Here is a 25,322-nt window from a genome sequence, read left to right as displayed (position 1 = left end):
GCACTCATCCGACGCTTAGCTCAACATCCAGGCCCAGGTCCAGCGCCGCCACACTGTGGGTCAGCCCTCCAATGGATATGACATCCACGCCCGTGGCGGCAATTCCGGCCACCGTCTGCAGGTTGACGTTCCCACTTGCCTCGACACGTGCACGTCCGCCCACCAGTGCCACACCGGCACGCAGTTCTTCCACAGTGAAGTTGTCCAGCATGATCGTGTCCACCCCGGCTGCCAGGACCGGCTCGATCTGGTCGATGCTGTCCACTTCCACTTCGAAATGTGTCGTGTGGCCGAGCTGGGCTTTGGCTGCCGCCAGGAGCACGGTCAGTTTGGCAGGATCACCGCCGGTCATGACCGCCAGGTGGTTGTCTTTGGCCAGGACGGCGTCCGACAGGCTGTATCGGTGGTTCGCCCCTCCCCCGCACCGGACGGCAAAGCGTTCCAGGACACGCAGCCCGGGGGTGGTTTTCCTTGTGTCGGTGATCCGGGCAGTGGTGCCCTCCGTGAGTTTCACGAATTCTGCCGTTTTCGTGGCAATGGCGGACATGCGCTGCACCAGGTTGAGGGCGACTCGTTCTGCGAGCAGCACAGAGCGTGCCCGGCCGCTGACCCGGGCAAGGTGCGTTCCGGCGTCGAACGTGTCACCGTCGGCGAGCAGGAGCTCGACGTCGGTATCCGGGTCGATGAGCAGCATGGCGTCCCGGAACACGGTGGCGCCGCTGAAGACGCCGGGGACACGCGCGTTCAGGACGGCAGTTGCCTTGGCTTCGGCTGGGATCAGCAGTTGCGAGGTGATGTCACCGGCAGGGGCGTCCTCGGCGAACGCCCGCTCCAGGATTTCCCGCACCGGCGCTGTGGGGAGGGCCAGGTCAAACACCGTGGATTCAGTCATGGACGAGGCTCGCTTTCGGGCGGGTGTAGGTCTCTTCAAGTTCTTCGTGCAGGTCGGCGGCTTCGGCAGGGCTGTCGCTGCGGTAGTGGGCGCCCAGGGATTCGGTGCGCTCCCGCGCCGCAGCCACGAGCAGCCGGGCGGCAAGCAACAGGTTGGCGTCCTCGTGCGCCCGCGGGTCCCCGTCACGGGGAACCACCTCGGGACGCACGACGCCGGCCCAAGCCTCCAGCCCGCCCCCCGCCTCCTCAAGGAGCACGCCATTCCGAAGCACCCCGGCCTTGGCAGTCATCAACCGCCGCAGCGCGTCCCGCGAAAACGGCTCTGGCTCGGGCACGACAGTCCCCCACTCAGACGCGTCGGCCGGAAGCATTTCCCGACCAGCACCCAAACTGGACTGTTCAAGGTCGCCTGAGGGTGCTCCGGAAGCGTGCGTCAAGGGGAGGCCGCCAGCGGCCGAGACAGCACGCGGAGGAGTGCCGTCAGGCGACTCCCAAGGAGGCACGGCAGCGCTGCCCCCAAGAAACGCCTCAACAGCACGCCGGCCAAAGACAAGACCCTCCAGGAGTGAGTTGCTGGCGAGCCGGTTCGCACCCTGGACGCCCGTGCACGCAACTTCACCGGCGGCATAAAGCCCGGCAACTGAGGTTCTGGCGTGGAGGTCGGTGGCGACGCCGCCCATCCAGTAGTGCGCCGCCGGGGCCACGGGTACAAGCTCGCGGGTCCAGTCGACGCCGGCTTCGCTGGTGCGCTGGCTGAGGGTTGGGAACCGTCGTGCGAGGAATCCTGCACCCTTGGCAGCCTCGATGACGGTTGCGTCAAGGTAAACGTGGCCGTTGGGATCCCCGAGCTTGGCCAGGTGGAGGGCGATGCTGCGGGACACGACGTCCCGGGGCGCCAGTTCGGCGTCCGGATGGTATTCGGGCATAAAGCGCCTTCCCAGGGCGTCCAGCAGGATGGCGCCTTCCCCGCGGACGGCCTCCGAGATCAACAAGGGGTCCGCGTCCGCAGGGCTTTGGGTCCGGGACGGAACCAGGCAGGTGGGGTGGAACTGGAAAAATTCAAGGTCAGCCACGGCAGCGCCTGCGCGCCATGCGAGGGCCAGTCCGTCGGCGGTTGCAACAGCGGGGTTGGTGGTTTGGGCAAACAGTTGGCCGGCGCCGCCCGTCGCCAGCAGAACAGCGTCTCCCTGCACGCCCATGCTCCGGCCACCGTGGAGATACCTGACACCGCACACGGTGTGGCCGTCCATCATCAGTTCGGTTGCCAGGGCATGCCCGACAATCCTGATCTTTCCTGTTCCCTGCTGCGACAGCACGGAGTTGATGAGGGCGTGGACCACCCCCGCGCCGGTGGCATCGCCGCCGGCGTGGAGGATCCGTGGAGCGGAATGGGCGGCTTCGAGGCCAAGGGAGGGCCCGCCGTCGTGATCCTGGTCGAAACGCACACCGAACCGCACCAGGCCTGCGATGTCCCTGCGCGCCTCAGTGCAGAGCACGCGCACAGCTTCGTCGTTGCAATGCCCGGCACCCGCAGTGAGGGTGTCTGCGATGTGGGCAGCCACGGTGTCGCCCGGCGCAGGTTCGTCCAGCACCGCTGATATCCCGCCCTGCGCGTAGAACGTATTGCTGTCTGCGAGCGCACCCTTGGTCAGCACCACTACATCGACGCCCGCGTCCGCCGCCAGGAGGGCAGCGTACAGGCCGGCGATGCCGCTTCCGACGACGATCAGCTGCTGGGGGGCAGAGCTGCGGTCGGCAGCGGCCGGGGTCTGTCCGACGGCTGGGATGGCGGTCATTACGGCCTGGCGGCGAGCATACGCTCGAGCGCTGTCCTGGCGTTCGCCTGCACGGCGTCCGCGACGGTGATGCGGTTGACCACCCGGCCCGCCACAAGCTCCTCCAGAACCCAGGCGAGGTAGCCAGGGTGGATCCGGTACATCGTGGAGCAGGGGCAGATCACCGGATCCAGGCAGAAGATGGTGTGCTGGGGGTATTCGGCGGCGAGCCGGTTGACCATGTTGATTTCGGTGCCGATGGCGAACGTGGTGGGTTCGGTAGCCGCAGCGATGGCCTTTTTGATGAAGTCGGTGGACCCGGCGGAGTCGGCTGCGTCCACGACTTCCATGGGGCACTCGGGGTGGACAATGACGTTGACACCGGGGAAGTCGATCCTGGCCTTCTCGATCTGGGCCACGTTGAAGCGCTTGTGGACCGAGCAGAATCCGTGCCAGAGAATGACACGGGAATCCAGCAGGGCCTGTTCGTCGTTGCCGCCCAGTTCCTTGCGGGGGTTCCACATGGGCATCTGCTCAAGCGGTACGCCCATCGCCTTGGCAGTGTTGCGGCCCAGGTGCTGGTCCGGGAAGAACAGGACGCGCTGGCCGCGTTCGAAGGCCCATTCCAGGACGGTGCGGGCGTTGGAGGACGTGCAGACGATGCCGCCGTGCTCGCCGCAGAAAGCCTTCAGGGCTGCGGAGGAATTCATGTAGGTGACGGGGATGACGGGTACGCGGCCGTCGGCGTCGGGCTCGGTGCCGAAAATTTCCTCAAGCTGTTCCCAGCATTCTTCGACGGAGTCCGTGTCCGCCATGTCAGCCATGGAGCAGCCGGCTGCCAGGTTCGGCAGGATGACGGCCTGCTCGGGCCGGGACAACGTGTCCGCGGTTTCCGCCATGAAGTGCACACCGCAGAAGATGATTGCCTCGGCGTCGGGCCTGGTCAGCGCGGCGTTGGCCAGCTGGAAGGAGTCACCCACGAAGTCGGCGTACTGGATGACCTCGTCGCGCTGGTAGAAGTGCCCCAGGATCACGGCACGGTCCCCCAGCGTGGCTTTCGCCGCGCGGATCCGCTGGTCGAGTTCGGCGTCGGTGGCCAGCTTGTATTCTTCGGGCAGCTGACCCTGGCGGGGCGTAGCGGCGGGGGCAACGTCTGCGCTGGATGCTCCCGGGCCGTAGGCGGGCACACCGGCAAGGGCCTCGGCGAGATCGTAGTCCCAGGGCCCCTTGGCGAGTGCCGGGCTGCACGTTGATTTACCTGCGGATGCGGTGCGTGCGGCGCTTTCGGCCTGTTCGCGCGTGATCAGCTGGATTGCTGTGTTGACGCTGCTCATGGGGTGCTCCTGTTATCTGGGTCAAGGCCGGGGCGGCCGGTGAAGCGGTAGAGGCGGGGCGGGCGGTGTTTTCCGCCTTGGAGGTATTCGCCGGTTTCTTCAATCTCCGGCGTGGAGATGATCTGGCGGCGGAAGTTGGCCGGGTCCAGTTGACGGTCCAGGACCGCTTCGTAGACTTCCCTGACTTGGGCCAGCGTGAAGTACTCGCCCAGGAAGTGGTAGGCAATTGAGCCGTACGCCAGCTTGTTCCGCAACCGCCAGAGGGCGTAGTCGACGATGGCGTTGTGGTCGAAGGCCAGGTCGCCCAGCCGGTCGGCGCGGAACCACCTGACGTTTTCGGATTCGTCGGCGAGGGCGGCCTCGGTTGGCTGTACCAGGGCCCAGTAGACGATGGAGACAACACGCTGGGTTGGAGAGCGGTGCAGACCGCCAAACGCGTAGAGCTGCTCCAAGTAGCTCGGTGCCAGGCCGGTGGTTTCCTGCAGGTTGCGCGACGCCGCGTCCTGCAAGGATTCCGAATGGGTCAGCGGCCCCCCGGGCAGTGCCCACAGCCCTTTGAATGGTTCACGGATGCGGCGGACCAGCGGGATCCACAAAGTGGGGCGCCCGGACTTCTCACTGGGGCGGAGGGCGAAAATGACCGTGGAAATGGCGAGCGACGGCGGCGCGGTACGGCGTTCGGCCACATTGGCTGCGCTGGTGTACATGCTTTCCACCCACTCTCTCCACGGTAGTTAAAGTCATAATGACTAGAACTGATTCTAAGGCCAGCGGGGCGCTTATCAAAATGTTTCGCAACTTGGACCCACGCGGGGTCCGTAGCCCGCCTGGTCGTTTTATCGGGCCGGGGCGGTCGAAGCCGCCGCTTCCAGCAAGTTGAGCGTCCGCCCTTGGAAGTGCGTGTTGAGGACTATTACCGAGGAGGCGCGGAGGATCGTCTTCGTGGCAATCATGGCATCGAGCACTCGCTGAAGATCCGGGTTGGAGCGCGCGGCGATCCTTGCCATCAGGTCCGAGCTCCCCGAAACCGTGTGGATCTCAATGAGCTCGGGGATCGCAGCGAGCGCTTCCGCTACCGCGTCATGGCCGAGGTCCTGATTGATGGTCAGGGAGCAGAAGGCCACCACCGGGAAGCCAAAGCTGGCGGGATCGGGCTGCGGCACCCAGGAACTGATCACCCCTGCCTCCGTCATCCTGTCCAGCCTCGATTGGATCGTCGCGCGGGCCACGCCCAGCACCCTGGAGGCCTCGAGCACCGAGGCCCGCGGCGAGTCAGTGAAGAATCGGACAATTTTGGCGTCTAAGGCATCCACGTTCATACAATTTTCCTTCTGGGGCCAGCGGAAAAAGGCAACCTGTGAGCCTCTTGCCGTGATGACTAATCAAACTGAGTCCATGATGGCACGACGGCCGCACGCTGGCCGGCGGGCGAGGCGGTAAATTCGAGTGGTCCCACGAGGACCACCACCTACACCCCAAGAAGGTTCAAAAGGCATGACAATGAAGTCCACGCACGTGCGGCCGGAAACCCACCTCGGCCACACCATGAAACCCCGCCAGCTCACCATGATGGGGCTGGGAAGCGCGATTGGCGCCGGCCTCTTCCTGGGCTCCGGCGCAGGAGTCCAGGCTGCCGGGCCTGCCGTCCTTGTTTCATACCTGGTGGCCGGGACGCTCATCATCCTCGTCATGTGGGCGCTGGGGGAAATGGCTGCCGCCAACCCCACAAGCGGCGCGTTCTCGGTGTACGCCGAACGCGCACTGGGGAAGACAGCGGGCGCTACCGTGGGATGGCTGTGGTGGCTGCAGCTCGTCGTCGTGATTGCCGCCGAGGCCCTGGGGGCGGCAGGGCTCCTCTTCTCGGTCTGGCCGATCATTCCCGTGTGGGCCCTTGCATTGATCTTCATGATTGTGTTCACCACCATCAACCTCGCCGGAGTCAAGAACTTCGGCGAGTTCGAGTTCTGGTTCGCCATCCTTAAAGTCGCCGCGATCGTGCTCTTCCTGGTGGTTGGCGCCAGCCTGCTGCTGGGCCTCCTTCCCGACGTCACATCGCCGGGGCTGGCCAACATCACAACAGACTTCGCTCCGGCGGGCCTCGGCGGAGTGGCCACCGCCCTGTTTGTGGTGATCTTCGCCTTCGGTGGCACGGAGATCGTTTCCGTTGCCGCAGCCGAGACCGAGGACCCCGAACACAGCGTGGGCAAGGCCATCCGGACGGTGGTGTGGCGGATTCTGGTCTTCTACATCGGCTCGGTTTTTGTTATTGCAGCAGTGTTGCCTGCCACCTCAGAGGGCCTCGCGTCGCCCTTCGCGGGCGTTCTCGATGCCGCCCGGATCCCGGGTGCCGGCACGGCAATCACGCTGGTGGCCGTCGTCGCGCTTCTCTCCGCCCTGAATGCCAACCTCTACGGCGCCTCCCGGATGGTCTACTCGCTGTCCGAACGCGCCGAGGCGCCACGCTTCCTGTCCCGGCTGAGCAGGGCGAGCGTGCCCGCACTCGCTGTTGGCGTCTCCGTGGCCTTCGGTTTTGCCGCAACGGTGCTGGAGCTCCTGTTCCCGGAACGGATCCTCCCGGCCCTCTTCCAGCTGGTGGGGTCCACCTGCCTGGTGGTATGGGGCACAGCCCTTGTGTCGCAGCTCATCCTGCGCCGCAGAGCAGACCGTGACGGGATTGCCCTGCCCTTGCGAATGAAAGGCTATCCGGGATTGACCATCCTCGGACTGGTTCTCCTGGGCCTGATCTTCGCCGTCGGCTTCAGTGCGGAAAGCAGCCGTGCACAGCTGCTCAGCACTTTCGCCCTGGTGGCCTGCCTCGCCGCGGCCTGCTGGATCGGCGCCCGGCTCTCCAGCCGCGAACGGCAGCCCAAGTAGGTAGCACTAAATGTCGTTATGGACGCTCATAACGACACTTGCTGCTACCCAGTTGGGCGGGCAGACGGGAGCACCGCAACATGAGCAAGTTGCTAGGCAACATGGTCAACAGGGCGGCAGCTTTTGGCAGTTTGGTCAGTGGAATGTGAGCTGATTGTTTAGGCTTTCGACGGTGACTAGGGTCACAGGCATGGGCACTCTTCCTCCACCGCCTCCCGGTGAACCCGCTGCGCCGTTGACCCCGGACGAACTCCGCGAGCTGTACTCCCTCATGGTCACCGTCAGGCACTTGGACACATCCGCCGTCGCGTGGCAGCGGCAAGGCATTATCCCCGGCTACGCCCCCGAACTGGGCCAGGAAGCAGCCCAGGTGGGAAGCGGGTACGCCGTGGACCTGTCCCGCGACTTCGTGTTTCCCACGTACCGCGAGATGGGCGTTGCCCGTGCCATGGGGGTGGATATAGTCTCCTACATGGCCACGCACAAGGCCACCTGGCACGGCGGCCTATACAACCCGCTCGAATCCCGGCTTGCCCCGATCCAGGCAGTGGTGGCCGGCTCCGTGCTTCACGCCGTCGGCTGGGCCCACGGCCAGACCCTGGATCACAAGGACGGCGTGGCCCTGAGCTATTTCGGGGACGGCGCCTCATCCCAGGGCGACGTCCACGAGGCCATGAACTTCGCGGCGGTCTTGAAGGCGCCGGTGGTGTTCTTCGTCCAGAACAACGGCTGGGCCATTTCAGTCCCTACCGAACGGCAGGTGGCGGGCGGCTCCGTGGCCGCCCGGGCGGATGGTTATGGCATCCCCGCCAGCCAGGTCGACGGGAACGACGTCGTGGCAGTAGTGGACGCGACGCGGAAGGCGCTGGCGAACTGCCGTGCCGGTAACGGCCCTGTCCTCATCGAGGCCATGACATACCGCCGCGGCCCGCACTCCACGTCCGATGACCCCGGCCGCTATCGCTCACTTCAGGAAGAGCACGACGACGCCGGCCAGGACCCGCTGGAACGGTTCCGTCAGGTCCTGCTCACCAGGGGGATCGCCGGCGAGGCATTTTTCGCCACAGCCCTCGCCAGGGCCAAAGCGGAAGAAGAGCTGGTCCGCTCGGGCCTTCAGGCGCTGGAAGCACGCCCTGGCAGCGAAATGTTCGATCTGGTGTTCCAGGAAACCACGCCTGCCCTGCAGGCCCAGGCTGCCAACTGGCGGGAGGAGTCGGAGCATGTCTAACTCCATCCTTGAAAGCGAGGCCTCCATGGGTCAGGGAAATCCAGGACACGAAGTTGTGCAGTTGTCCATGCAACAGTCCCTGAACCGGGCCCTTCACGAGATCCTCGCGGACAACCCCAGGGCAGTCGTCTTTGGCGAAGACTGTGGCCGGCTCGGCGGAGTCTTCCGGATCACGGACGGTCTCCAGGCCAAGCACGGCGAGCAGCGGGTCTTTGACACGCCGCTGGCGGAATCAGGCATCCTGGGCATGTCCGTGGGCCTGGCCATGGCTGGTTTCCATCCCATCCCCGAGGTGCAGTTCGACGGCTTCGCCTACCCGGCGGTCAACCAGATCGTCTGTCAGATCGCACGGCTGAATTACCGCAGCCGCGGCACCTTGCCGATGCCCATCACCCTGCGCGTTCCCAGCTTCGGCGGGATCCGCGCCCCCGAACATCACGGCGAATCCCTCGAGGCGCTGTTCGCCCACGTTCCCGGCCTGAAGGTGGTGTCTCCGTCGAACCCGCACGAGGCCTACCACCTGCTCAAGTACGCAGCCACGCGGCCGGACCCGGTGATTTTTATGGAACCGAAGTCCCGCTATTGGCAAAAGGGCGAGGTTGATATCGCCAATGCCGAGGCCGACGGCGGCTCTCCCGACGCTGCGAAGGTCATGAGGCCAGGCAGGCACCTCACTCTGGTCGCCTGGGGTGCGATGGTGGCACGCTGCCTGCAGGTGGCGGAACTGGCGGCTGAGGACGGCGTGGACATCGAAGTCCTGGATTTGCGCTGGCTCAAGCCCATCGACGCGCCGGCTTTGGTGGCATCCGTAGCGAAGACGCGGCGCGCCGTCGTCGTTCATGAAGCACCGCTGACTTCCGGCCTCGGCGCGGAGGTGGCGCAACTGATCACGCAGGGCTGCTTTGACACGCTCAAGGCGCCCGTGGAACGGGTAACCGGTTTCGACGTGCCGTACCCTTCCGGCGACCTCGAAGACGAATACATCCCCAATGTTGACCGGATCCTCAACGGGATCCAACGCGTATTGGAGTACCGCCGTGGCTGAAATCTCGTTCCCGCTCCCCGACCTGGGCGAGGGCCTCATTGAAGCAACTGTGCTCGAATGGCTGGTTTCCCCCGGTGACCACGTGGAGCGGAACCAGCCGCTGGTGGAAGTCGAAACCAGCAAATCCGCTGTTGAACTGCCCAGTCCGCAGGCAGGTAAAGTGGTGCGTACCTTCGGTGGGGCAGGTGACAGGATCAATGTCGGCGACCCCCTGATCGTGTTCGAGGTGCCGGATAACACCGCCGGAATTGTTGGCACGGTCCCGAAGGACGAGGCACCGAAGCGCCGGGTCCGCCTGAGCGCCGTACTTGATGAGGACTGACACCATGAGCGGCAGGCACACAGGCGAGATGCATTCCCACACCGTTGAGGGCACCGATCCCCAGCTGTACGTGCGGGTGCACGATCCCGCGCAGGACGCCGGACTCCGGCCCATCCTGCTGCTCCACGGATTTTCCTCCTCGAGCAAGCTCAACTGGGAGGACACCGGATGGGTGCCGGCCCTGCTGGAGGCGGGCCGGCGTGTCATCACCGTGGACCTGCCGGGACACGGCCGCAGCGGCGCCCCGGAGGACCGGGATTCCTACTCCCCCAGCCGCATCCGTGCTGACCTGCTCCAGATCGCGTTCGACGCCGGCGTCCGGCCATTGCATGACGGCGACCCTGCCAGCGGGATGGACGTTGTGGGCTACTCGCTGGGCTCCAGGCTCGCCTGGGAATTCGGCGCCACCCAGCCCGAGATCGTCCACCGGCTGGTCTTGGGCGGTCCGAATGTCGCGGACCCGCTGGCCGCTTTCGACCTCGTGGCAGCCCAGCGATACCTTGCAGACGGGACTCCCATCGCGGACGAGTCCACCGCGGGGTTGCTGAAGATGGCCATGCTGCTGCCCAGCAACAACATTTTTGCCCTGCTTTCCTTGGTTGAAGCGATCAAGGACGAGCCCTACGATCCTGCCGAGGCCGTCCCGCACATGCCCGTGCTCCTGGTTGCCGGCGACAAGGATGAGCGGGCTGCAACCATGCCGCAGCTGGCCGAGCTGGCCAGGACGGCAGGTTCCATGTCCGAGCAACTGCTGCTTCCGGGCAGAAACCACACCAACGCCATTACCAGCAGGGCCTTCAAGCAGGGCGCCATAGACTTCCTGGCGGTTTGACCCGCAGGGGTTTCATAACTCCCGTCCGCCCACGTCCGAAGGCAGCTGAATGCTTGTGGCCTGCCGGGTTGGAACGGGCCGGTACTTCCCGGTGCTGCCACCGCAGACGGTAGGCTGGAAGCGGGGCGGAGTCAGCCGGGAGAGGGAACAATGAGCACGCGTTTTGAAGACCGCACGGATGCCGGTGAGCGTCTGGCTGCGGTGCTGACGCAGTTCCGGGAACGTCCCGACGCGATTGTCCTGGGGCTCGCCCGCGGCGGAATCCCGGTTGCGGCGGCCGCGGCGAAGGCCCTGTACCTGCCGCTCGGTGCCGTGCTGGTCCGGAAGCTCGGAATCCCGGGCCATGACGAGACCGCGTACGGAGCCCTGGCGTGGTCAGACGGGCGCGTTGTGCGCCTGCTCAACAGGCCCCTCATGTCACGCGTCCTGGAACATGGCGTCCGGCAGGAGTGGCTGGACGAGGTGGAGCAGAGGGAACGCGCTGAGCTTCTCCGACGGGTTGAAACCTACCCGGCCATCAAGCATGACCTCAAGGGAAAAACGGTCCTGCTGGTCGACGACGGCCTCGCGACTGGAGCCACGATGAGGGCGGCGGTCGAAGCGGTCCGTTCCGGCGGCGCAGCCCACGTGGTGGCCGCAGCCCCGGTCGGTTCAGTGGAGGCGGAGGCTGCGGTGTCGTCCGTCTGCGATGCCGTACTGTGCCTGCACCTGCCGGGCAAGTTCCGGGCCGTGGGAAGTTTTTACCGCCATTTCGAGCAACTGACGGACGAGGACGCCATCAGCCAGCTGGAACAATAGCCCGCCGGCCTTCACGACAGGGATGGCAGGCACGGAACCCTTCGGTCCGTGCCTGCCATCGAAAGATCCGCTGACGCGGCGCAGTCTCCCTAGTGGTGGCTGATTCCCAGGGGGCGGCCCTTGGTCTCCTTGGCCAGCAGGACGCCGACGGCCGAGATCACGCACAGGATCATGATGTAGATACCGATCGAGCCGGTCCATTTGGTGCTCAGGAGCAGCGACTCGGCGATGGTGGCAGCGAACGCTCCGCCGAGGATGGCACCGAAAGCGTAGCCAATGGAGATGCCCGAGTAGCGCACGTTGGCCGGGAACATTTCGGCATACATGGCGGACATCGGACCGTAGGACAGTCCGAGCCCGATGGTCAGGACAAACAATGCCACGCCGTAGAGCATGATGTCCTTCGTGTCGATCAGCGCGAACATCGGGATCATCCACGCAAAGACGATGCCATAACCAATCAGGAAGGTCTTGACCCGGCCGATCCGGTCAGACAGCCAGCCGCCGACCAGCGTGAAGATCAGCCATCCGAAGGATGCCAGGGTGGTGGCCAGGAGGACCTGCGGTGTGGGCATCTTTAGAATCCTTGTGGCGTAGGAGATGAAGAAGGCAATCAGCAGGTAGCCGGCGGCGTTGTTGCCGATGAAGATCATGGTGGAGTACAGGACAGCCTTCTTGTGCTTCCGAATGAGTTCGCCGAGGGGTGCCTTGCTCGCTTCCTTACGGGCAGCCATCTCCTTGAAGACCGGGCTCTCGGCCACGGCCCGGCGGATCAGGTATCCGACCACGATCAGGACGATGGACAGCAGGAACGGCACCCGCCAGCCCCAGGCGGCGAAGTCCTCCTTGGACATGCTGCTGTTGAGGAAGAACAGCAGACCGGTGGCCAGGATCATGCCCACCGGAACACCAATCTGCGGATAGGCGCCGAACAGGCCGCGCTTGTTCAGCGGTGCGTGTTCGACCGCCATCAGCGCGGCACCGCCCCATTCGCCGCCGGCGGAGAAGCCCTGGATGATGCGCAGGGTGATCAGCAGGATGGGTGCCCAGACGCCGATCTGGGCGTACGTGGGCAGCATGCCGATCAGTGCCGTCGCGGCACCCATCATGACGAGGGTGAACACCAGCATCGCCTTGCGGCCGAGGCGGTCACCGAGGTGGCCGGCGACGACAGCGCCCAGGGGCCTGAACAGGAAGCTGATGCCGATCAGGGCAAACGACAGGATCTGCGCCAGGCCAGGGTTGGAATCGTTCAGCGGCGCCAGGAACAGCGGTGAGAGCAGGGTTCCCGTCAACTGGGCAAAGATGAAGAAGTCGTACCACTCGATGGTGGTGCCTACGAGGGTCCCGGCCAGGACCTTGCGTTCTTCCCTCCGGGTGCTGGGGCCGGCAAGTGAATCCACCAAAGAAGGTGTGGTCATTGAAACTCCATTGTTTAAGGCAGGGGTGCTGCCAGGTGAAACGCCTTCATGATTACCGACAGAACGGTCAGTTAGTTAGTAGCGTACTACGAATATGTGAGGGAAAACACGCCCCTCGCAGATATTTCGACAGATGGCGGGATCGGATGCATCAGTCTTCCCTCGTCAGGAACTCCCTCACCCTCGCCCGGACCGGCCCGCGGTCGTAGGAACTGACCAGGGCGCCGGCCATCCGCACGGGGTCCCCAAAGAAGAAGTACTCATAAAGCGCCTGCCGGCCCGAGAACGACGAGACGCTCGCGTCAAACGCCAGCTTGAACAACCTCACGCGCTCCGGGCCGGTAAGAGTCTTGGCCTGCAAGTAGAGGTCTATGTCTGGCCGCGCTTCCCCGGCGACGTCGGCTTCGCCGGGAAGGGCCATCAGGCCGGACGCCGAAAACTTCCGGATGATTTGGGGAAAGCGCTGGGCCACTTTGGGATACCAGTTCCGGGCGGCATTCAACGTAGACCACTTGGGCAGCATCACGCCGTCGTCGTTCAACGCCGCTTCAGCCTCCGCTGCCGTCATCAGCGCCTTGCCGATCTCAACGGTCTGGATCAGCTCGGCGAGATCCTCCTGGATGTGCTGGAAGCCGTCGATGCCGATCGAATCCGCGATTTCGGAGGCGAGGCCAAGATAGAACTCACTCTTGGCAATCGTGCGCGTGACCACCTGGTGCGTCATGAGCGCGGCGGCTCCGGTTTCGGAATAGAAAACGTTGCAGAGTTCCGGATGCCCGAGCATGAAAATCCGCTCGTTAGGGACAAAGACGTCGTGAAAGACCACGACGGCGTCCGTCTCCTCGAAGCGGCTGGCCAGCGGTTCGTCGTGCCTGCTTCCACCGTGGAACAGCGAGGTGCGGCACAGGTACCGGACGCCTTCGGCGTCGTTCGGGACCGCGAAGGCGTAGGAGTACGGGGCATCCTCGGGGGTTCCGCGAAGGATCGTCGAAGGGAACACCAGCAGTTCGTCGGCGATCGGGGCGATCGTGGCCAGCATCCGGGCACCCCGAACCACGATGCCGTCCTTGCGCTCTTCAACGACGCGGGCGGAAAGCTGGCCGCCGAGCTGCTCAGAGCCTGAGACGGAGCGATTGGCCTGCGGAGGGATCAGGGTGTGGGTGGCGAGCAGGTCGTTTTCACGGCAGTGCTCGTAGTAGTTGCGGATGTTTTCGCCGAACATCGGATCCACCTGCGCGAACCACTTTTCGGAGGCCGCGAGCGCCGTCAGGGCACTGTTCATGTAGTCGCCGGTGCGGCCCAGGAACCCGTTGGAGTACTCCGCCCACGTCCTGGTGGCAGCCCGCCGGTGGGCCAGGTCCTCCCTTGTCCGCGGGATCAGGAAGGAAGCGCTGACCGTGTCACCGGAGGTGGGCGAGGCATAGGTCAGCGCAGCGGCGTGCTGCGGCTCGTGCTGCATGTCAAAGAGCCGCGCGTACGTGCGGGCCACGTTGGCGAAAGACGGATGCTCTGCGATGTTCCCGGTGACCATCTCGCCGTCGATCATTACTTGCGGCGTCATGGAATTGAGCTTGTCCAAATATTGCTGGCCGGTGCGGATGCCCATCGTGTTTTCTCCGTTCGTCGTTGAACTGCCAAGTGGTGGTCCCGTGGCGGGAGCAAGGGGTCAGAGGAGGTTCTCCATTCCCAACTGGCTCTCCGGAATGGTGGTGAAGCTGCTGTTGGCAAAGGCCAGCGCGTCACCGCTGCGGTAGTTGAAATCGGCCACCTCGCCCACGTAGAGCGTGTGGTCTCCCCCGGGGTAGGCGGCCCAGGGCCTGCACTCGAACCAGGCCAGGACACCTGATAGCCGCGGCGCCGACCCGCCCTCAACCCACAACGGCTCCGGCCCCGGCCGCCCGGCGAAGTGCAAGGCCAGTTGGCGTTGCTCGGCACCAAGGATATTGACCGTGAACGCCCGGCCGGACAATTCGTCGTGGGCCCTGGCGCTCCGGGCGATGCTGACGAGCACCAAGGGCGGCTCCATGGACACGGACGTGAAGGAGTTAACCGTGATGCCGTGGCGCCTGGTTGCGCCGTCGAAGGTCACAATGGCGACCCCCGTGGCATATCTGCCCAGACTGCCGCGGAAGTGATGCGACCGCGGGGCCGAGGTCCGGCCGGCGGCTGACGGATCGGCCGTGTTCCGTGGATCGGAAATCATCACTGATCCTCAACGCAGGACCCGCGAGCGCCACATGGTGGACGCTTTCACACGCGAGTTCTATATTTGAACTACTAATTCGTATATAGGACGCTACTCGGATGAAGGCGTCAGCACAAGAGTGGGCCGATCCCCCCGCCCGGAGCCGCCTAGGATGGACACCATGAATCCCACAGCCGCCGCCCCCGCCGGAGCAGCGCAGGCGTCGCCGTCGCAGACACTTTCCCGCGGCATCCGGGCACTCGAGATCCTGGCCGCCGCCCAGAGCCCGATGACCATCGCCGAGCTTGCCGACGCCATGGGCGTCCACCGGTCCGTCGCGTACCGGATCCTGCGGACGCTGGAGGACCACTCGCTGCTGGTGCGCGACGACGCCGGCCGCGTGCAGCCCGGCCCCGGCCTGGCCGTCCTGGCTCGGGGCGTCTCACGAAATCTCCAGACTGCCGCCCTCCCCGAACTCACCCACTTGGCCAACACCCTGGACATGACGGCTTTCGTGGCCGTCTGGGACCACCTCGACTGCATCACCCTGGTGACCGTGGAACCGCGCCATTCAGGGGCGACAGTCGCCCAGCACCCTGGCACCCGGCATCCCATCAGCGCGGGGGCACCGGGCATCGCCATCCAGTCAGCACTGACAGAGGCCGAGTGGGCCCAGCTGGCGCCGGGGATACCCTACCGGCCCGAGGCTGCTGATGCCCGCCGCGCAGGGTACTCAGCCAGCCATGACGAGGTCATTGCGGGAGTGTCATCCCTGGCTGCCCCGGTCCGGGTGCCCGGGGGGCGGCCGGCCGCCCTCGCCGTCGTCTATATCCGGTCCTCGCATGACCCCGCCACTATGGGTGTTGCCTTGGCCGAAAGCGCTGCCAGGATTGAACGCCAGCTGGCCTGATGGGCGCTGCTGCGGCGCGGCGGCTTAGGGCCGCTTCCGTCGAAGCACGACGGCGGACGCAGCACCAAGCAGGATAAGGGCAACCGACGCTGCGACGGGTACGAGGAACGCCACTGAATAGCCATGGGCCTGTGCCAGCTGGCCCGCAACCGCGGATCCGACGGCTGTGCCTGCCACAATGCCGCTGGCCAGCGCCGTCATGACCGTTCCCAGCCGTCCTGCGGGAGAGATGAGGCCGCCGATGGCGAAGACCGTCACCATCACCGGGCCAACCGGGATTCCCAGAACCAGCAGCACCAGCACCATACCCGCAGCCGACGACGGAACAAAGAGCAGGAACGCCAGGGCCGCCATCAGGACGGCGCCGAGCAGCCACCGTGCCGAGAGGGTGAGGCGCTGCGGCCAGTAGGCTACGGACAATGCGGCGACGGCGGAGCTCACGCCCATCACGGCATACAGCAATCCGGCGATTTCGGAGGTGGCAAAGCCCGCTGCAAACGAACTCAGGGCTGTCTGCGTGGACCCGAAGAAGGTGCCCATGCAGACCATGGCCAGAACAGGGAGGGCCACCGCCCACGGGATGGTGCGTGGGGTGGCTTTCGGCGCAGCTGCATTCGTGCCCTCATTGCCGGGGCTTAAGGGTCCCCGGGGTACCGTGCGGTGGACAGGAACAGCCCGGTGGGTCCGGTGGATGGCAAACGCAGGGACCAAGGTGATGGTCAGGGCAGCAGCAAGGGCAAGGGGAAGCCAGGGCGCGACCAAGCTGGCCAGGATTCCCACCAAGGCAGGACCCAGCACAAACGTGAGTTCGTCCGCGGTGCTCTCATAGGACAGGGCTGTGTCCAGATCCTGCCTGTTCGACGCCTTGCTGTCAGCCGGGCTGTTTCGGGAGTTTTGGGACGTCAACGCCATCCAGCGGACCCGTGCCAGCGGGCCGACCTGCGGGCAGCTGGCCCCAGCGGCAAACGCGGCCGCGAGCAGGGCCGCGGGGAAGGCCCCGTCCAGGACCGTGGCGTAGGCTGCGGCAATCAGCGCGAGTACGGCGAGGGCGTTGAGGGCGGCTGCGATCAGCAGGACAGGACGCTGACCCCGGCGGTCTGCCATCGCCCCGAGTACCGGCGCGCCGAGGGCGGAGCCGATTCCGACCGCACCTGCCGCAGTGCCGCCCACAGCGTACGAGCCGGTGATCGAAGTCACCAGGGTCAGGGTCCCTACTGTGAGCATGGCCAAGGGCAGCCGGGCAAAGAGTCCCAGGGGAATAAAGGTACGTCCGGCCAACTGCGGAAGCTGCGCGAAGCGCCCCTTGGCTGTCGGCTGGGGAGCGTCAGTTGGAGGGCTGCCGGTCTTGGAACCGTGCTGCAGGGAGGGAGTTGATGGGAGGGTTGAAGGATTCAAGGTTCCGGGCTCGTTCAGTCATGCGCATCGTCCCTCCTCCCGATGCGCGCAACCCGGTAACTGTCCGATTATAGCGGTTGCCCGGCACCTGGGGTTTCGGCGATCCGGTGTCAGGAAAGCGGCGAAACCGTATCTGAGATGTGCAGTGCGGACCCGTTGCGGCCTTTGACCACCTGGAGCTGCACTCCGATGCGTTGCTTCATTTCGCCCACATGGCTCACGAGCCCCACCACCCGACCGCCGTCCCGCAGCCCTTCGAGGGCGTCCATGACCTGTTCCAGCGATTGCTCGTCCAGGCTGCCGAAGCCCTCGTCCACGAACAAGGTTTCGATCTGGATTCCGCCGGACTCATGCTGGACCACATCGGCCAGGCCAAGGGCCAACGACAGGGATGCCATAAATGATTCACCGCCGGAGAGCGTCGACGTGTCACGGCGGTGCCCGGTCCACTGGTCCACCACCTCCAGTCCCAGCCCCGATTTGGCCCCGCGTGCCGCTTTGGCATCGGTGTGCTGGAGCAGGTAACGGCCGTCGCTCATGGCAACCAGTCGCTCAGATGCTGCCAGGGCCACCTGTTCCAGCCTCGCCGCGAGGACGTAGCTGTTCAGGCTCATGCGGTAGGTGTTCTCACCGCGTCCGCCGGCGGCGTCCGCCAAGGCTGTCAGCATCCGTGCGCGCTCCCGCGGAGCGTTTCCGGAGCCGGCGAGGTCCTGGTATTCCGCCATGATGCCATTCAGGGATTCCACGCAGCGCTTCGCCACTGCCGCCGAAAGGCCGGCCGCGCGTGCCTTCTCCTCAGCCTGTGCAGCAGCTGCCTGCAACTCCCCGAGCTGTGCCTCGTCCGGGAACAGCTCCAACTCCTGTTCCTCAAGGGCCAGCATCACTTCTTCGGAGGCAAAGAGCTCCGCAACCCTGGCCTGTTCATCGTGGCCGGCGCGGATCTCTGCCTGCAGGGAGGCAGCCTCGGCGCTGTCAAGCAGTTCCGCCCGGGCATCCCCGGCTGTGTTGAAGCCTGCCTCGGGCAGGGCCAACTCCAACTGTTGCCTGGCGTCGGCGGCCCGAACCTCGGCCTGGTCCAGCTGGGCCTGCGCCTGCACCGTCTTTTCAAGCGTTCGGGATGCTTCCTGCAGGGCGCGCAGCCGGTGCGTGAGGTCGCGGTGGCCGGAGCGGAGGCCAGACAGTGACTCGTGGAGGGCAGTTGCCTGTTCCAGGACCTCAGCCAGTGTGGACTGCACCTGCGCAAGCTCCTCGCCGGCAGCGGCCCTGGCGGTCTCTGCTTCTGCGATGCGCGTTTCGATTTCCGTGAGCCGCAGCCGCATCCCTTCCAGTTTGGCAGCCGCCTGATCTGAGCGTTCAGCGGCCTGCCGGGCGTCGTCGGCCGCTTTCCGGGCTTCTGCTTCGGGTGTGTCGCCACCCTGGCCAGCAAGGACGGCCACCAACTGCTTGGCTCCTGCCAGCTCCGTGCCCAGCGTTGAGAGCCGGGCCTCGGCCGCCTCGAACACCTCCCTGGCCTCTTCTTCGGCCTGGCCCAGCTGGAGGGCTGACTGGGCGGCCTTTGCCGGGGATGGGTGATCCGGGCTGCCGCACACGGGGCACGGAAGGGCGTCGGCCAGCTGGGCCGCCAGTTCAGCTGCCGCATTGGCCAGGCGCTCTTCGCGAAGGTCAAGCCAGCGGCGCTTTTTCTGCAGCTGATCCTCACGGCATGCCTCGTAGTGCTCTGACGCCAACAGTCGCGCCGCAACCGCCGAATGATGGCGGCGGACGACGTCCAGCAGTTCGTCGGCCGCGGCGGCTTCCTTGGTGTGCATGACGGCGGCTGCTGCCAGCTCGGCGAGTGGCTCCAGGCCCGCGGACACGTCCGCATACTCCGCCCGCAGGGTTTTGAGCCGGCCATCAAGTTCAATCCCGGCGGCCTGCAGTTCTTCCTTTGTGCGGCCGAGCGCTGTCCGCCTGGCCGTGAGGGCACGAAGCCGCTCTTCGTCCGGCAGCCGTGCTTCCACAACGGCCAGCAGGGAGCGCAGCCTGTCCAGTTCCCTTTCAGCATCAGGGGCGTCCGGATCAAGCCTCCCAAGCTCCGGATCCTCCTCCACTGCCATTCGCAGCAGGGTGAGGGCCGCCTCACGTGCGGCAGAGGCACTGCGGAGTTGGGCCTCCGCCTTCTCCACTGCCTGCAGCTGACCGGTCAGGACTTCCGCCTGGCGGTGCCGGGAAAGCCGGGCGGCGTGCGCCGCCAGCAGCGGAGCTGCTTCCTCCGCGGCGGCCTTCCGCGCTGTTGCGGACTCCAGCCGGCTGCGGCGCCCGGTCCGGGCCACCGCGGTGTCCAGGGCCTGCCGGTGCTCCCTGCTCAGCGAAGCGGCTGCCTCGGCCTCGCCGGCCAGGCCAGCGGCGCGGACGGCGAGGGCTGCCTGCAGCCACTCAATCCGGGCCGCCGGGTCTGCTGCCGGCGGCGCGTCGGATTCATCAATGCCAACAGCGGATACCTCGGCTTCTGCCCTGGCCGCGAGCAGCTCAAGTTGTCCGTTGAGACGGGAAACATCGTTGCGCGCTTCCTGGGCAAGGAGGGAGAGCTCCTGTTCCACTGCCTCGAAACGCTGTGTGCCAAAAAGTTTCTGCAGGAGGTCCAGACGGTCCGCCGCCTTTGAGCGGAGGAATGCGGCGAAGTCTCCCTGTGGCAGCATGACCACGCGCGTGAACTGTTCCCGGTCCATCCCCAAAAGGCCGGTGATTTCGGCGCCCGCTTCATCGTTGCGACCGGATTTTTCCGTCCATTCCCCGTTCACCCGTTCGCGGAGCAGGGTTTTGGCCTGCTGGGTAGTGAACCCATTCTTCCCCCGGGTGCTGGGCTTGTCCCAGGACGGCGAGCGGGTGACTTCGAAGTGCCGCCCCTGGGCTGAGAACTCGCAGCTGACGGCCGGTTCGGTGGCCGGGTCCGCGTGGTCGCTGCGAAGGCGTTTGCCGTCCTGCCGCGCGCCGGGTACAGAGCCGTAGAGCGCGAAGCAGATGGCATCCAGGACGCTGGTCTTGCCTGCGCCGGTGGGTCCGTTCAAGAGGAACAGCCCATGGGCGCTCAGCCTGTCGAAATCGATTTCCTCGGTGCCGGCAAACGGTCCGAAAGCGGAGATCCTGAGCCGATGGATCCTCACAGCGACGCCTCCTGGAGCCGCACGTTGTCCAAGGCAGCTGCCAGGGCACTCCGCTCGGCGTCGTCGGGTTCACGGCCACGGACATGGTCCAGGAATCCGCAGCAGACGGAGAGGTCGTCCTCTGCCTCGGCCAGCCTGCTGCTGTAGGTCGACGCGGGCTTCATGGCCGCGCCCTGCGGGTCAAATCCCAGCACCAGCGTGTCCGGGAAACGCGACCGCAGGCGTTCCATGGCCTGGGCGGGCCGCTGGGCGTCCGTCAGGGTGATCTGGCAGTAGGCATCTTCTGCCCAGGTGTGGTCACTGGATTCCAGCAGTTCCGCGATCCCGCCGCGGAGTACCGCCAGTTTCCGGGGGGCCTCCCAGGCCACTTCGGTCACGCTGGCGACTCCGGCCGGGCCGACGTCGATAAGCCAGCCCCCTTTTTGGTGCCTGGCTTCCGAGAAGGAATAGGCCAACGGGGATCCGGAGTACCTGACCTGGGCAGAGAGCGTCTGACGGCCATGAAGATGGCCCAGGGCCGTGTAGCTGAAGCCGTCGAACAGGTCCAGGGGGACGGCCCCGACTCCGCCGATGCTGAGGTCCCGTTCGCTGTCCGAGCTGATGCCGCCGCTTGCGAAGGTGTGTGCCAGCACGACGGAATAGACAGTGCCCTGCCCGGCGCGGCGCCGGAGATCCGCGCGGATGAGGTCCGTAGCTGCCCGGGTGACCTCGAAGTGGCTGGCCGTCTCCACGCCCAGCGGCTCGGCCACCAGCCGCGGTTCCAACCACGGAATGCCGTAGATGGCCAGCGTGGCGCCGGCTGCGCCGTCTTTCACGGGCGTTGCATCCAGCGGCAGCAGCAGGGGCTGGCCCAGTTCGGCCAGCCGAGTGCGAAGATGCACCCCGCCCCGTTCCAAAAGCCGGGAGGCAAACCCCAGCCTGATGGCGGAGTCGTGGTTGCCGCTGGTCAGGACCACTTGGGCGCCGGCTCCGGTGAGCCTTACCAGGGCATCGTCCAGCAGGCCCACCACATCCACTCCCGGCAGGGCGCGATCGTATACGTCGCCGGCGATCAGGACAACGTCAACAGCGTTTTCCGAAACAGCCTTGACCAACTGGTCGATGAAGGACCGCTGGGCATCGAGCATCCCGACGCCGTGGAACGACCGGCCCAGATGCCAGTCCGATGTGTGCAATAACCGCATATTCCTACGCTATCGGCTGCCACTGACAGTTTGAGCCAACCCCGCTGCAAGGGCCCCTGCGCAGTGCATGCGGGGACCCTTGGCCGGGAGTCCTAACCGCGTTTTCCGTCAAAGAACTCCTGGGCCTCGTTGCTTTTGGTCGCCGGGACCACCGCGGGCTCGGACGCAACCGAGCCTTCCGGCCCGTCCAGGTTTTCCGCTTCTTCGAGCTCATCGGATTCTTCCAGGTCCGCGTCCGCCGCGTCCGCGGAAACAGCAACGGACGTTCCGCCGGCGGCAGGAGTCGAAACCGCGAAGCCGCGGAAAACCAACCCTGCGATGGCTGCGCCCACCAGCGGCGCCACCCAGAAGACCCAGAGCTGCTCCAGCGACCAGGACGAGCTAAAAACGGCAGATGCCGTGGCGCGGGCAGGGTTGAAGGGCGCGTTGCCCACGGACTGGCCCAGCTGCAGCAGCACTGCGAAGGCGAGGCCCACTGCGACGGGTGCAGCGGCTTTGTTCAGGCCATTCCGGGCGGTGGTGCCCAGGAACACGGCAACCAGGATGGCGGCGCCCAGCACTTCCAGCAGCAGGACAGCGGCCATGGGCGCCTGGATAATGGAATGCTCACCAAAACCCGCCGTGACGGTGTCGAACGCCGTCCGGCTGTCCTGGATGCTGGGAAGCGTGCGCAGGATCGCGAAGAGCGCCAGGGCGCCGAGCAGGGCACCTGCCAGCTGCGCCCCGATGTACGCAGCGGCGTCTGCCAGGCGGATCCGCCCGGCCACGGCATGGCCGACGGTCACGGCGGGGTTGAAGTGTCCGCCCGACACATAGCCGAACGCCAGCATTACGGCAGTGACAGCGAGGCCAGCGGCGAGAGCGGCAGGCAGCGGGCTGGACTGCGGAATGGTGAAGAGCGGCACACCGAGGCCCGCCACCACCAGAAACAAGCTGCCGAATGCTTCGGCTGACAGTCTGGCCACCAGCCCGTAACGGACGGCGACAGCGCCGCTGCCGTACGGCTCGGCGTTGTGGGCGTGGTGAACGGGCACAGGCGTGGTCATGTTTGGACGGTCCTTTTCGTAGGGGTCAGGCACAGTGGCCGGGAACTGCGGTGGGCTGTAATGCACCAGGCAGCCCCTGCATTGTGCCACCGGAGTCTGGGCGTTGGCTGGAACCGAGCTTAGCGTCCGGTGCAGGCGACGGCCTTCGCCACGGTAAATTTACTGGCATGAGCTATGAACCGGGCGCCCTTGCCGTGCCTTCGTTGGAGTCCCGCATCCATGGTTGCCTGCTGGGCGGGGCGCTGGGCGACTCGCTGGGTTACGCCGTCGAGTTCGACTCCATCGCGGACATCCGCCGCCGGTTCGGTCCGGAAGGACTGACGGATTTTTCAGCGGTCGACGGCGGCAGCCACTTTTCGGACGACACCCAAATGACCCTTTACACCGTGGACGGCCTCGTCGAAGCCCTCGAATGGGCCAACTCCGGCGTGGGCGCCGACGTCAACGCCTGCCTGTGGCTGGCATACCTTCGCTGGCTGGCCAGCCAAGGTGAGGCGGCACCGTCCTCCGCCCCGGTTCCCCAGCCACGCTGGATCGACACTCAGGAGGTGCTCCGGCACCGCCGCGCCCCAGGCTCGGCCTGCATCAGCGGACTCGCCACCGGCGAGATGGGCACGTCCTTCCGTCCGGTCAACCCCGACTCCAAGGGCTGCGGGACGGTCATGCGGTCCGCACCGTTCGGGCTGATACCCCACATCACGCCCGACGCCGTCTACAAGCTCAGTGCCGACGCCGCGGCCCTGACGCACGGCCACCCGTCCGCGCGCCAGAGTGCGGGAGCGTTCAGCCTGTTGATCCACCGTCTGGTGTCCGGTGAAAGCCTGCAGTCGGCTGCGGCGGCTGTCCTGGTTGATGTGCGGGCCATCGCCGACGTCGCACCGGAATTGCCGGTGCGACTGGAGGCTGCCGTCCGCCTGGCCGAAACCGGGCTTGCAGAGCCGGAGGAACTGGTGCAGCAGCTCGGCGAGGGTTGGGTCGCGGAGGAGGCGTTCGCCGTCGGGCTTTACTCGGTCCTGGCCACCGCCCCTGACGAAACCGCCCCAAGCGCACCGGAAGACCACTTCCGTGCCGCCATCGGCCTGGCCGTCAACCATAGCGGGGACAGCGACTCCACCGGTTCCATCGCCGGCAACATCCTCGGCGCCTACTACGGCGAGGCGTGCCTCCCGGCTGCCTGGCTCGAGCGGTTAGAGGCTCCGCACGTCATCCGCGGCATGGCGGACCTGCTGGTGGGCGTCACAACCGCCTAAGGGAGATGTTGTTGCAGGCTTCGCAGACGTCCTCGGGAATGAGGCCACGGCGCTGCAGCAGCCCGAAGATGACACAGCCCAGGCAAAAGCCTGCAAAGGCTTCCAGCGAGGCTGCCAGGATCAGCACCGCCAGCACGATCCAGGCTGCCGGGGCTGCCCCAACGGCGAAAAGGATCAGGGCGGTGGTGGAGACCACGGTGCCCAGACCTTGGGCGAAGCGCTTGGGAGGTCCCGGGACGAGCTTAGGCCGCCCCAGCCGCGGTGCCAGGACTTTCACCGAAAGCAGGGCCAGCGGGGAGATCCTGGGGCCGAACAGCACCCGAAGCCAAAACCCGGCGGAGATCAACAGCAGTCCCCACCCGGAACCGGTCAACAGCGTGATGCCGGCCAGCAGCACTACAAGCCCGGCCGTGATCCGGGCAGCGTATTCGTTGACCGGGTTGGGGAAGGCAAACACCACGCGCCAGTCGATCCCCGTCCGCGTGGTCGGAGGGGTGGTCTGAACGCCCGTGGATTTGATCATGCTGCAAGGCTAGGAGTACACCGGGCGGCGTGGAAGGTTTGTTGCGCCAGATGAATGGCGCCAGGCATCAGGCCGGGTGGGCTCCCGCAGCAGCGCCGGCAGTGGCGTAGCCGCCCACCATCTGGAGGAACTCGCCTTCGGAGAGCACTTCGATCATCTGGCCACGTTCGTGCAGTTCCAGGACCCGCCGGGCTTTGCCGGTCAGCCTCCCCGAGCGCAGGTCCGAGGCCACAAACCCGTCTCCCACCACGAGCACGGTGGTCCGTGCCGTCACCCTGCTTTCGGGCCGGGCGCCCAGTTCTGCCGAGCGGACCTTGGCTTCGGGCCTGGCCATGGAAAGCTCTCCGGTGAAGACGACAGTCTGGCCGAACAGCGGATGGCCGGGTTCGGCGTCGGCATTGGGCAGCGGGTTGGCACCCTCCTCAGGCCAGCCCGACCGGAACGGCAGTGGACGGGCGGCGCCACTGCCGCCGGTGCCGGCAACGTCGATTGCAGCGAGGCTTTGCTTGGACAGGGCGTCCCGGGATGGATCGAAGGCCTGCTGGTGGGGCACGGCAAGGCCAAGTGACAGGTACAGCTCGGCGATGCTGTTGGCCCCGTTTCGTGCCGCGATGTCGATCAGGATGCCGGCGCATGCCCGCGCGTCCTCCCCGGCGTCGTGGTGGTTGACCAGCGGGACGCCGGCCTCCTCGGCGGCGAACGGCAGGGAGTTGGAGACCAGCGAGTAACAGCGGCGGGACAGCATCACGGTGCAGACGTAGTCGTAGGCGGGCCCGGGAAGGCCCGACACCTCCAGGCCTGACCTGATGACGCCGAGGTCGAAGGCCGCATTGTGCGCCGCAAGGATGTCGTCGCCGATGAAGGCACCGATTTCCGGAAACAGCTCACCAAACCGGGGCAGCCCGGCAACGTCCTCGGCCCGGATGCCGTGGATCCGGACGTTGTGGTAGTCAAAGTGGTCGTGGTTCGCCGGGGGCCGCATAAGCCAGGACGCCTCGGCTACGACCTTTCCACCCCGGACCTTCGTCAAGCCCACCGCGCACGGTGAACCCCGGAAGCCGTTGGCCGTTTCGAAGTCGATCGCCGTAAAGTCCAAACCCACGGCCCACACTTTACCGCCGCGCATGGCCCTTCCGGCGGCACCACGGCGGCGCTGTCGCGGATAT

Annotated in this window: 22 protein-coding genes; 8 read left to right on the top strand and 14 right to left on the bottom strand. The window is 66.0% G+C overall.

Going from position 1 to position 25,322, the window contains the following annotated elements; all coding sequences use genetic code 11:
• Positions 1-4 precede the first annotated feature (4 nt).
• The 5 genes from nadC to V9L18_RS04155 all read right to left on the bottom strand — a co-directional run bounded on the left by nadC (position 5) and on the right by V9L18_RS04155 (position 5,319).
• Positions 5-892, bottom strand: coding sequence for a carboxylating nicotinate-nucleotide diphosphorylase (gene nadC, locus V9L18_RS04175; RefSeq protein WP_337345898.1), 888 nt, complete (start codon positions 890-892; stop codon positions 5-7).
• Entirely contained in the window at positions 885-2,687 is a 1,803-nt protein-coding gene (gene nadB, locus V9L18_RS04170; RefSeq protein ID WP_337345897.1) for an L-aspartate oxidase, read from the bottom strand. The genes nadC and nadB overlap by 8 nt, the downstream gene beginning before the upstream one ends.
• Positions 2,687-4,000: a quinolinate synthase NadA gene (gene nadA / locus V9L18_RS04165; protein WP_337345896.1), complete on the bottom strand. Its 1,314-nt coding sequence runs from the start codon at positions 3,998-4,000 to the stop codon at positions 2,687-2,689. Before nadA ends, nadB begins: the two co-directional genes overlap by 1 nt.
• Positions 3,997-4,707, bottom strand: a complete 711-nt coding sequence (locus V9L18_RS04160) for an NUDIX hydrolase (protein WP_337345895.1) — start codon at positions 4,705-4,707, stop codon at positions 3,997-3,999. Before V9L18_RS04160 ends, nadA begins: the two co-directional genes overlap by 4 nt.
• Positions 4,708-4,836: 129 nt before the next feature.
• A complete protein-coding gene (locus V9L18_RS04155) occupies positions 4,837-5,319 on the bottom strand; it encodes an Lrp/AsnC family transcriptional regulator (RefSeq protein WP_337345894.1) in 483 nt (160 codons plus the stop codon).
• A gap of 175 nt (positions 5,320-5,494) precedes the next feature.
• Here V9L18_RS04155 and V9L18_RS04150 point away from each other — a divergent pair, with 175 nt between their 5' ends.
• From V9L18_RS04150 to V9L18_RS04125, 6 genes are all read left to right on the top strand, one after another.
• The gene (locus tag V9L18_RS04150; protein ID WP_337345893.1) at positions 5,495-6,874 is read left to right on the top strand and encodes an amino acid permease; all 1,380 of its coding nucleotides are present in this window, start codon (positions 5,495-5,497) and stop codon (positions 6,872-6,874) included.
• A gap of 190 nt (positions 6,875-7,064) precedes the next feature.
• Positions 7,065-8,102 carry a thiamine pyrophosphate-dependent enzyme gene (locus V9L18_RS04145; protein WP_337345892.1) on the top strand — a complete coding sequence of 346 codons (1,038 nt, stop codon included), beginning with the start codon at positions 7,065-7,067 and terminating at the stop codon, positions 8,100-8,102.
• Positions 8,095-9,147, top strand: coding sequence for an alpha-ketoacid dehydrogenase subunit beta (locus V9L18_RS04140; protein WP_376044069.1), 1,053 nt, complete (start codon positions 8,095-8,097; stop codon positions 9,145-9,147). Before V9L18_RS04145 ends, V9L18_RS04140 begins: the two co-directional genes overlap by 8 nt.
• Entirely contained in the window at positions 9,140-9,469 is a 330-nt protein-coding gene (locus V9L18_RS04135) for a biotin/lipoyl-containing protein (protein WP_337345891.1), read from the top strand. Before V9L18_RS04140 ends, V9L18_RS04135 begins: the two co-directional genes overlap by 8 nt.
• Positions 9,470-9,473: 4 nt before the next feature.
• On the top strand, positions 9,474-10,301 hold the full coding sequence (locus V9L18_RS04130) for an alpha/beta fold hydrolase (RefSeq protein WP_337345890.1): 828 nt from the start codon (positions 9,474-9,476) through the stop codon (positions 10,299-10,301).
• A gap of 150 nt (positions 10,302-10,451) precedes the next feature.
• Complete coding sequence (locus tag V9L18_RS04125) at positions 10,452-11,099, top strand: phosphoribosyltransferase (protein WP_337345889.1); 648 nt, start codon at positions 10,452-10,454, stop codon at positions 11,097-11,099.
• Positions 11,100-11,188: 89 nt separating this feature from the next.
• Here the strand turns inward: V9L18_RS04125 and V9L18_RS04120 are convergent, their stop codons facing one another.
• From V9L18_RS04120 to V9L18_RS04110, 3 genes are all read right to left on the bottom strand, one after another.
• Entirely contained in the window at positions 11,189-12,520 is a 1,332-nt protein-coding gene (locus V9L18_RS04120) for an MFS transporter (protein ID WP_337345888.1), read from the bottom strand.
• 151 nt (positions 12,521-12,671) lie between these two features.
• Positions 12,672-14,126: a 4-hydroxyphenylacetate 3-monooxygenase, oxygenase component gene (gene hpaB / locus V9L18_RS04115; protein WP_337345887.1), complete on the bottom strand. Its 1,455-nt coding sequence runs from the start codon at positions 14,124-14,126 to the stop codon at positions 12,672-12,674.
• A 60-nt stretch (positions 14,127-14,186) separates the two neighbouring features.
• Positions 14,187-14,723, bottom strand: a complete 537-nt coding sequence (locus tag V9L18_RS04110; RefSeq protein ID WP_337345886.1) for a flavin reductase family protein — start codon at positions 14,721-14,723, stop codon at positions 14,187-14,189.
• 163 nt (positions 14,724-14,886) lie between these two features.
• Between V9L18_RS04110 and V9L18_RS04105 the strand changes: the two genes are divergently transcribed.
• Positions 14,887-15,615 carry an IclR family transcriptional regulator gene (locus tag V9L18_RS04105; protein ID WP_337345885.1) on the top strand — a complete coding sequence of 243 codons (729 nt, stop codon included), beginning with the start codon at positions 14,887-14,889 and terminating at the stop codon, positions 15,613-15,615.
• 24 nt (positions 15,616-15,639) lie between these two features.
• On the opposite strand, the gene V9L18_RS04100 is transcribed toward V9L18_RS04105, so the two are convergent.
• The 4 genes from V9L18_RS04100 to V9L18_RS04085 all read right to left on the bottom strand — a co-directional run bounded on the left by V9L18_RS04100 (position 15,640) and on the right by V9L18_RS04085 (position 22,383).
• Positions 15,640-17,010 (bottom strand): MFS transporter, encoded by a 1,371-nt coding sequence (locus V9L18_RS04100; protein WP_443197927.1) that lies wholly within the window; start codon positions 17,008-17,010, stop codon positions 15,640-15,642.
• 110 nt (positions 17,011-17,120) lie between these two features.
• The gene (locus tag V9L18_RS04095) at positions 17,121-20,153 is read right to left on the bottom strand and encodes an SMC family ATPase (RefSeq protein WP_337345884.1); all 3,033 of its coding nucleotides are present in this window, start codon (positions 20,151-20,153) and stop codon (positions 17,121-17,123) included.
• Positions 20,150-21,337, bottom strand: a complete 1,188-nt coding sequence (locus V9L18_RS04090; protein ID WP_337345883.1) for an exonuclease SbcCD subunit D — start codon at positions 21,335-21,337, stop codon at positions 20,150-20,152. The genes V9L18_RS04095 and V9L18_RS04090 overlap by 4 nt, the downstream gene beginning before the upstream one ends.
• A gap of 92 nt (positions 21,338-21,429) precedes the next feature.
• Positions 21,430-22,383: an aquaporin gene (locus V9L18_RS04085; RefSeq protein ID WP_337345882.1), complete on the bottom strand. Its 954-nt coding sequence runs from the start codon at positions 22,381-22,383 to the stop codon at positions 21,430-21,432.
• Between the two features lie 167 nt (positions 22,384-22,550).
• Between V9L18_RS04085 and V9L18_RS04080 the strand changes: the two genes are divergently transcribed.
• Positions 22,551-23,633 carry an ADP-ribosylglycohydrolase family protein gene (locus V9L18_RS04080; RefSeq protein WP_337345881.1) on the top strand — a complete coding sequence of 361 codons (1,083 nt, stop codon included), beginning with the start codon at positions 22,551-22,553 and terminating at the stop codon, positions 23,631-23,633.
• Here V9L18_RS04080 and V9L18_RS04075 read toward each other — a convergent pair.
• Positions 23,620-24,156: a DUF4395 domain-containing protein gene (locus V9L18_RS04075; protein ID WP_337345880.1), complete on the bottom strand. Its 537-nt coding sequence runs from the start codon at positions 24,154-24,156 to the stop codon at positions 23,620-23,622. The genes V9L18_RS04080 and V9L18_RS04075 overlap by 14 nt on opposite strands.
• 67 nt (positions 24,157-24,223) lie before the next feature.
• Positions 24,224-25,258 (bottom strand): exonuclease domain-containing protein, encoded by a 1,035-nt coding sequence (locus V9L18_RS04070; RefSeq protein ID WP_337345879.1) that lies wholly within the window; start codon positions 25,256-25,258, stop codon positions 24,224-24,226.
• Positions 25,259-25,322: the final 64 nt, after the last annotated feature.

The sequence above is a fragment of the Pseudarthrobacter sp. CCNWLW217 genome (assembly GCF_037203985.1).
Classification (GTDB): domain Bacteria; phylum Actinomycetota; class Actinomycetes; order Actinomycetales; family Micrococcaceae; genus Arthrobacter.
This window is presented reverse-complemented; position numbering and strand designations above follow the sequence as displayed.

Bases quoted from the DNA above. Each gene is read 5' to 3' on its own strand.
- nadC (WP_337345898.1), bottom strand. From the start codon at position 892: ATGACTGAATCCACGGTGTTTGACCTGGCCCTCCCCACAGCGCCGGTG.
- nadB (WP_337345897.1), bottom strand. From the start codon at position 2,687: ATGACCGCCATCCCAGCCGTCGGACAGACCCCGGCCGCTGCCGACCGC.
- nadA (WP_337345896.1), bottom strand. From the start codon at position 4,000: ATGAGCAGCGTCAACACAGCAATCCAGCTGATCACGCGCGAACAGGCC.
- V9L18_RS04160 (WP_337345895.1), bottom strand. From the start codon at position 4,707: ATGTACACCAGCGCAGCCAATGTGGCCGAACGCCGTACCGCGCCGCCG.
- V9L18_RS04155 (WP_337345894.1), bottom strand. From the start codon at position 5,319: ATGAACGTGGATGCCTTAGACGCCAAAATTGTCCGATTCTTCACTGAC.
- V9L18_RS04150 (WP_337345893.1), top strand. From the start codon at position 5,495: ATGACAATGAAGTCCACGCACGTGCGGCCGGAAACCCACCTCGGCCAC.
- V9L18_RS04145 (WP_337345892.1), top strand. From the start codon at position 7,065: ATGGGCACTCTTCCTCCACCGCCTCCCGGTGAACCCGCTGCGCCGTTG.
- V9L18_RS04140 (WP_376044069.1), top strand. From the start codon at position 8,095: ATGTCTAACTCCATCCTTGAAAGCGAGGCCTCCATGGGTCAGGGAAAT.
- V9L18_RS04130 (WP_337345890.1), top strand. From the start codon at position 9,474: ATGAGCGGCAGGCACACAGGCGAGATGCATTCCCACACCGTTGAGGGC.
- V9L18_RS04125 (WP_337345889.1), top strand. From the start codon at position 10,452: ATGAGCACGCGTTTTGAAGACCGCACGGATGCCGGTGAGCGTCTGGCT.
- V9L18_RS04120 (WP_337345888.1), bottom strand. From the start codon at position 12,520: ATGACCACACCTTCTTTGGTGGATTCACTTGCCGGCCCCAGCACCCGG.
- hpaB (WP_337345887.1), bottom strand. From the start codon at position 14,126: ATGGGCATCCGCACCGGCCAGCAATATTTGGACAAGCTCAATTCCATG.
- V9L18_RS04110 (WP_337345886.1), bottom strand. From the start codon at position 14,723: ATGATTTCCGATCCACGGAACACGGCCGATCCGTCAGCCGCCGGCCGG.
- V9L18_RS04105 (WP_337345885.1), top strand. From the start codon at position 14,887: ATGAATCCCACAGCCGCCGCCCCCGCCGGAGCAGCGCAGGCGTCGCCG.
- V9L18_RS04090 (WP_337345883.1), bottom strand. From the start codon at position 21,337: ATGCGGTTATTGCACACATCGGACTGGCATCTGGGCCGGTCGTTCCAC.
- V9L18_RS04085 (WP_337345882.1), bottom strand. From the start codon at position 22,383: ATGACCACGCCTGTGCCCGTTCACCACGCCCACAACGCCGAGCCGTAC.
- V9L18_RS04080 (WP_337345881.1), top strand. From the start codon at position 22,551: ATGAGCTATGAACCGGGCGCCCTTGCCGTGCCTTCGTTGGAGTCCCGC.
- V9L18_RS04075 (WP_337345880.1), bottom strand. From the start codon at position 24,156: ATGATCAAATCCACGGGCGTTCAGACCACCCCTCCGACCACGCGGACG.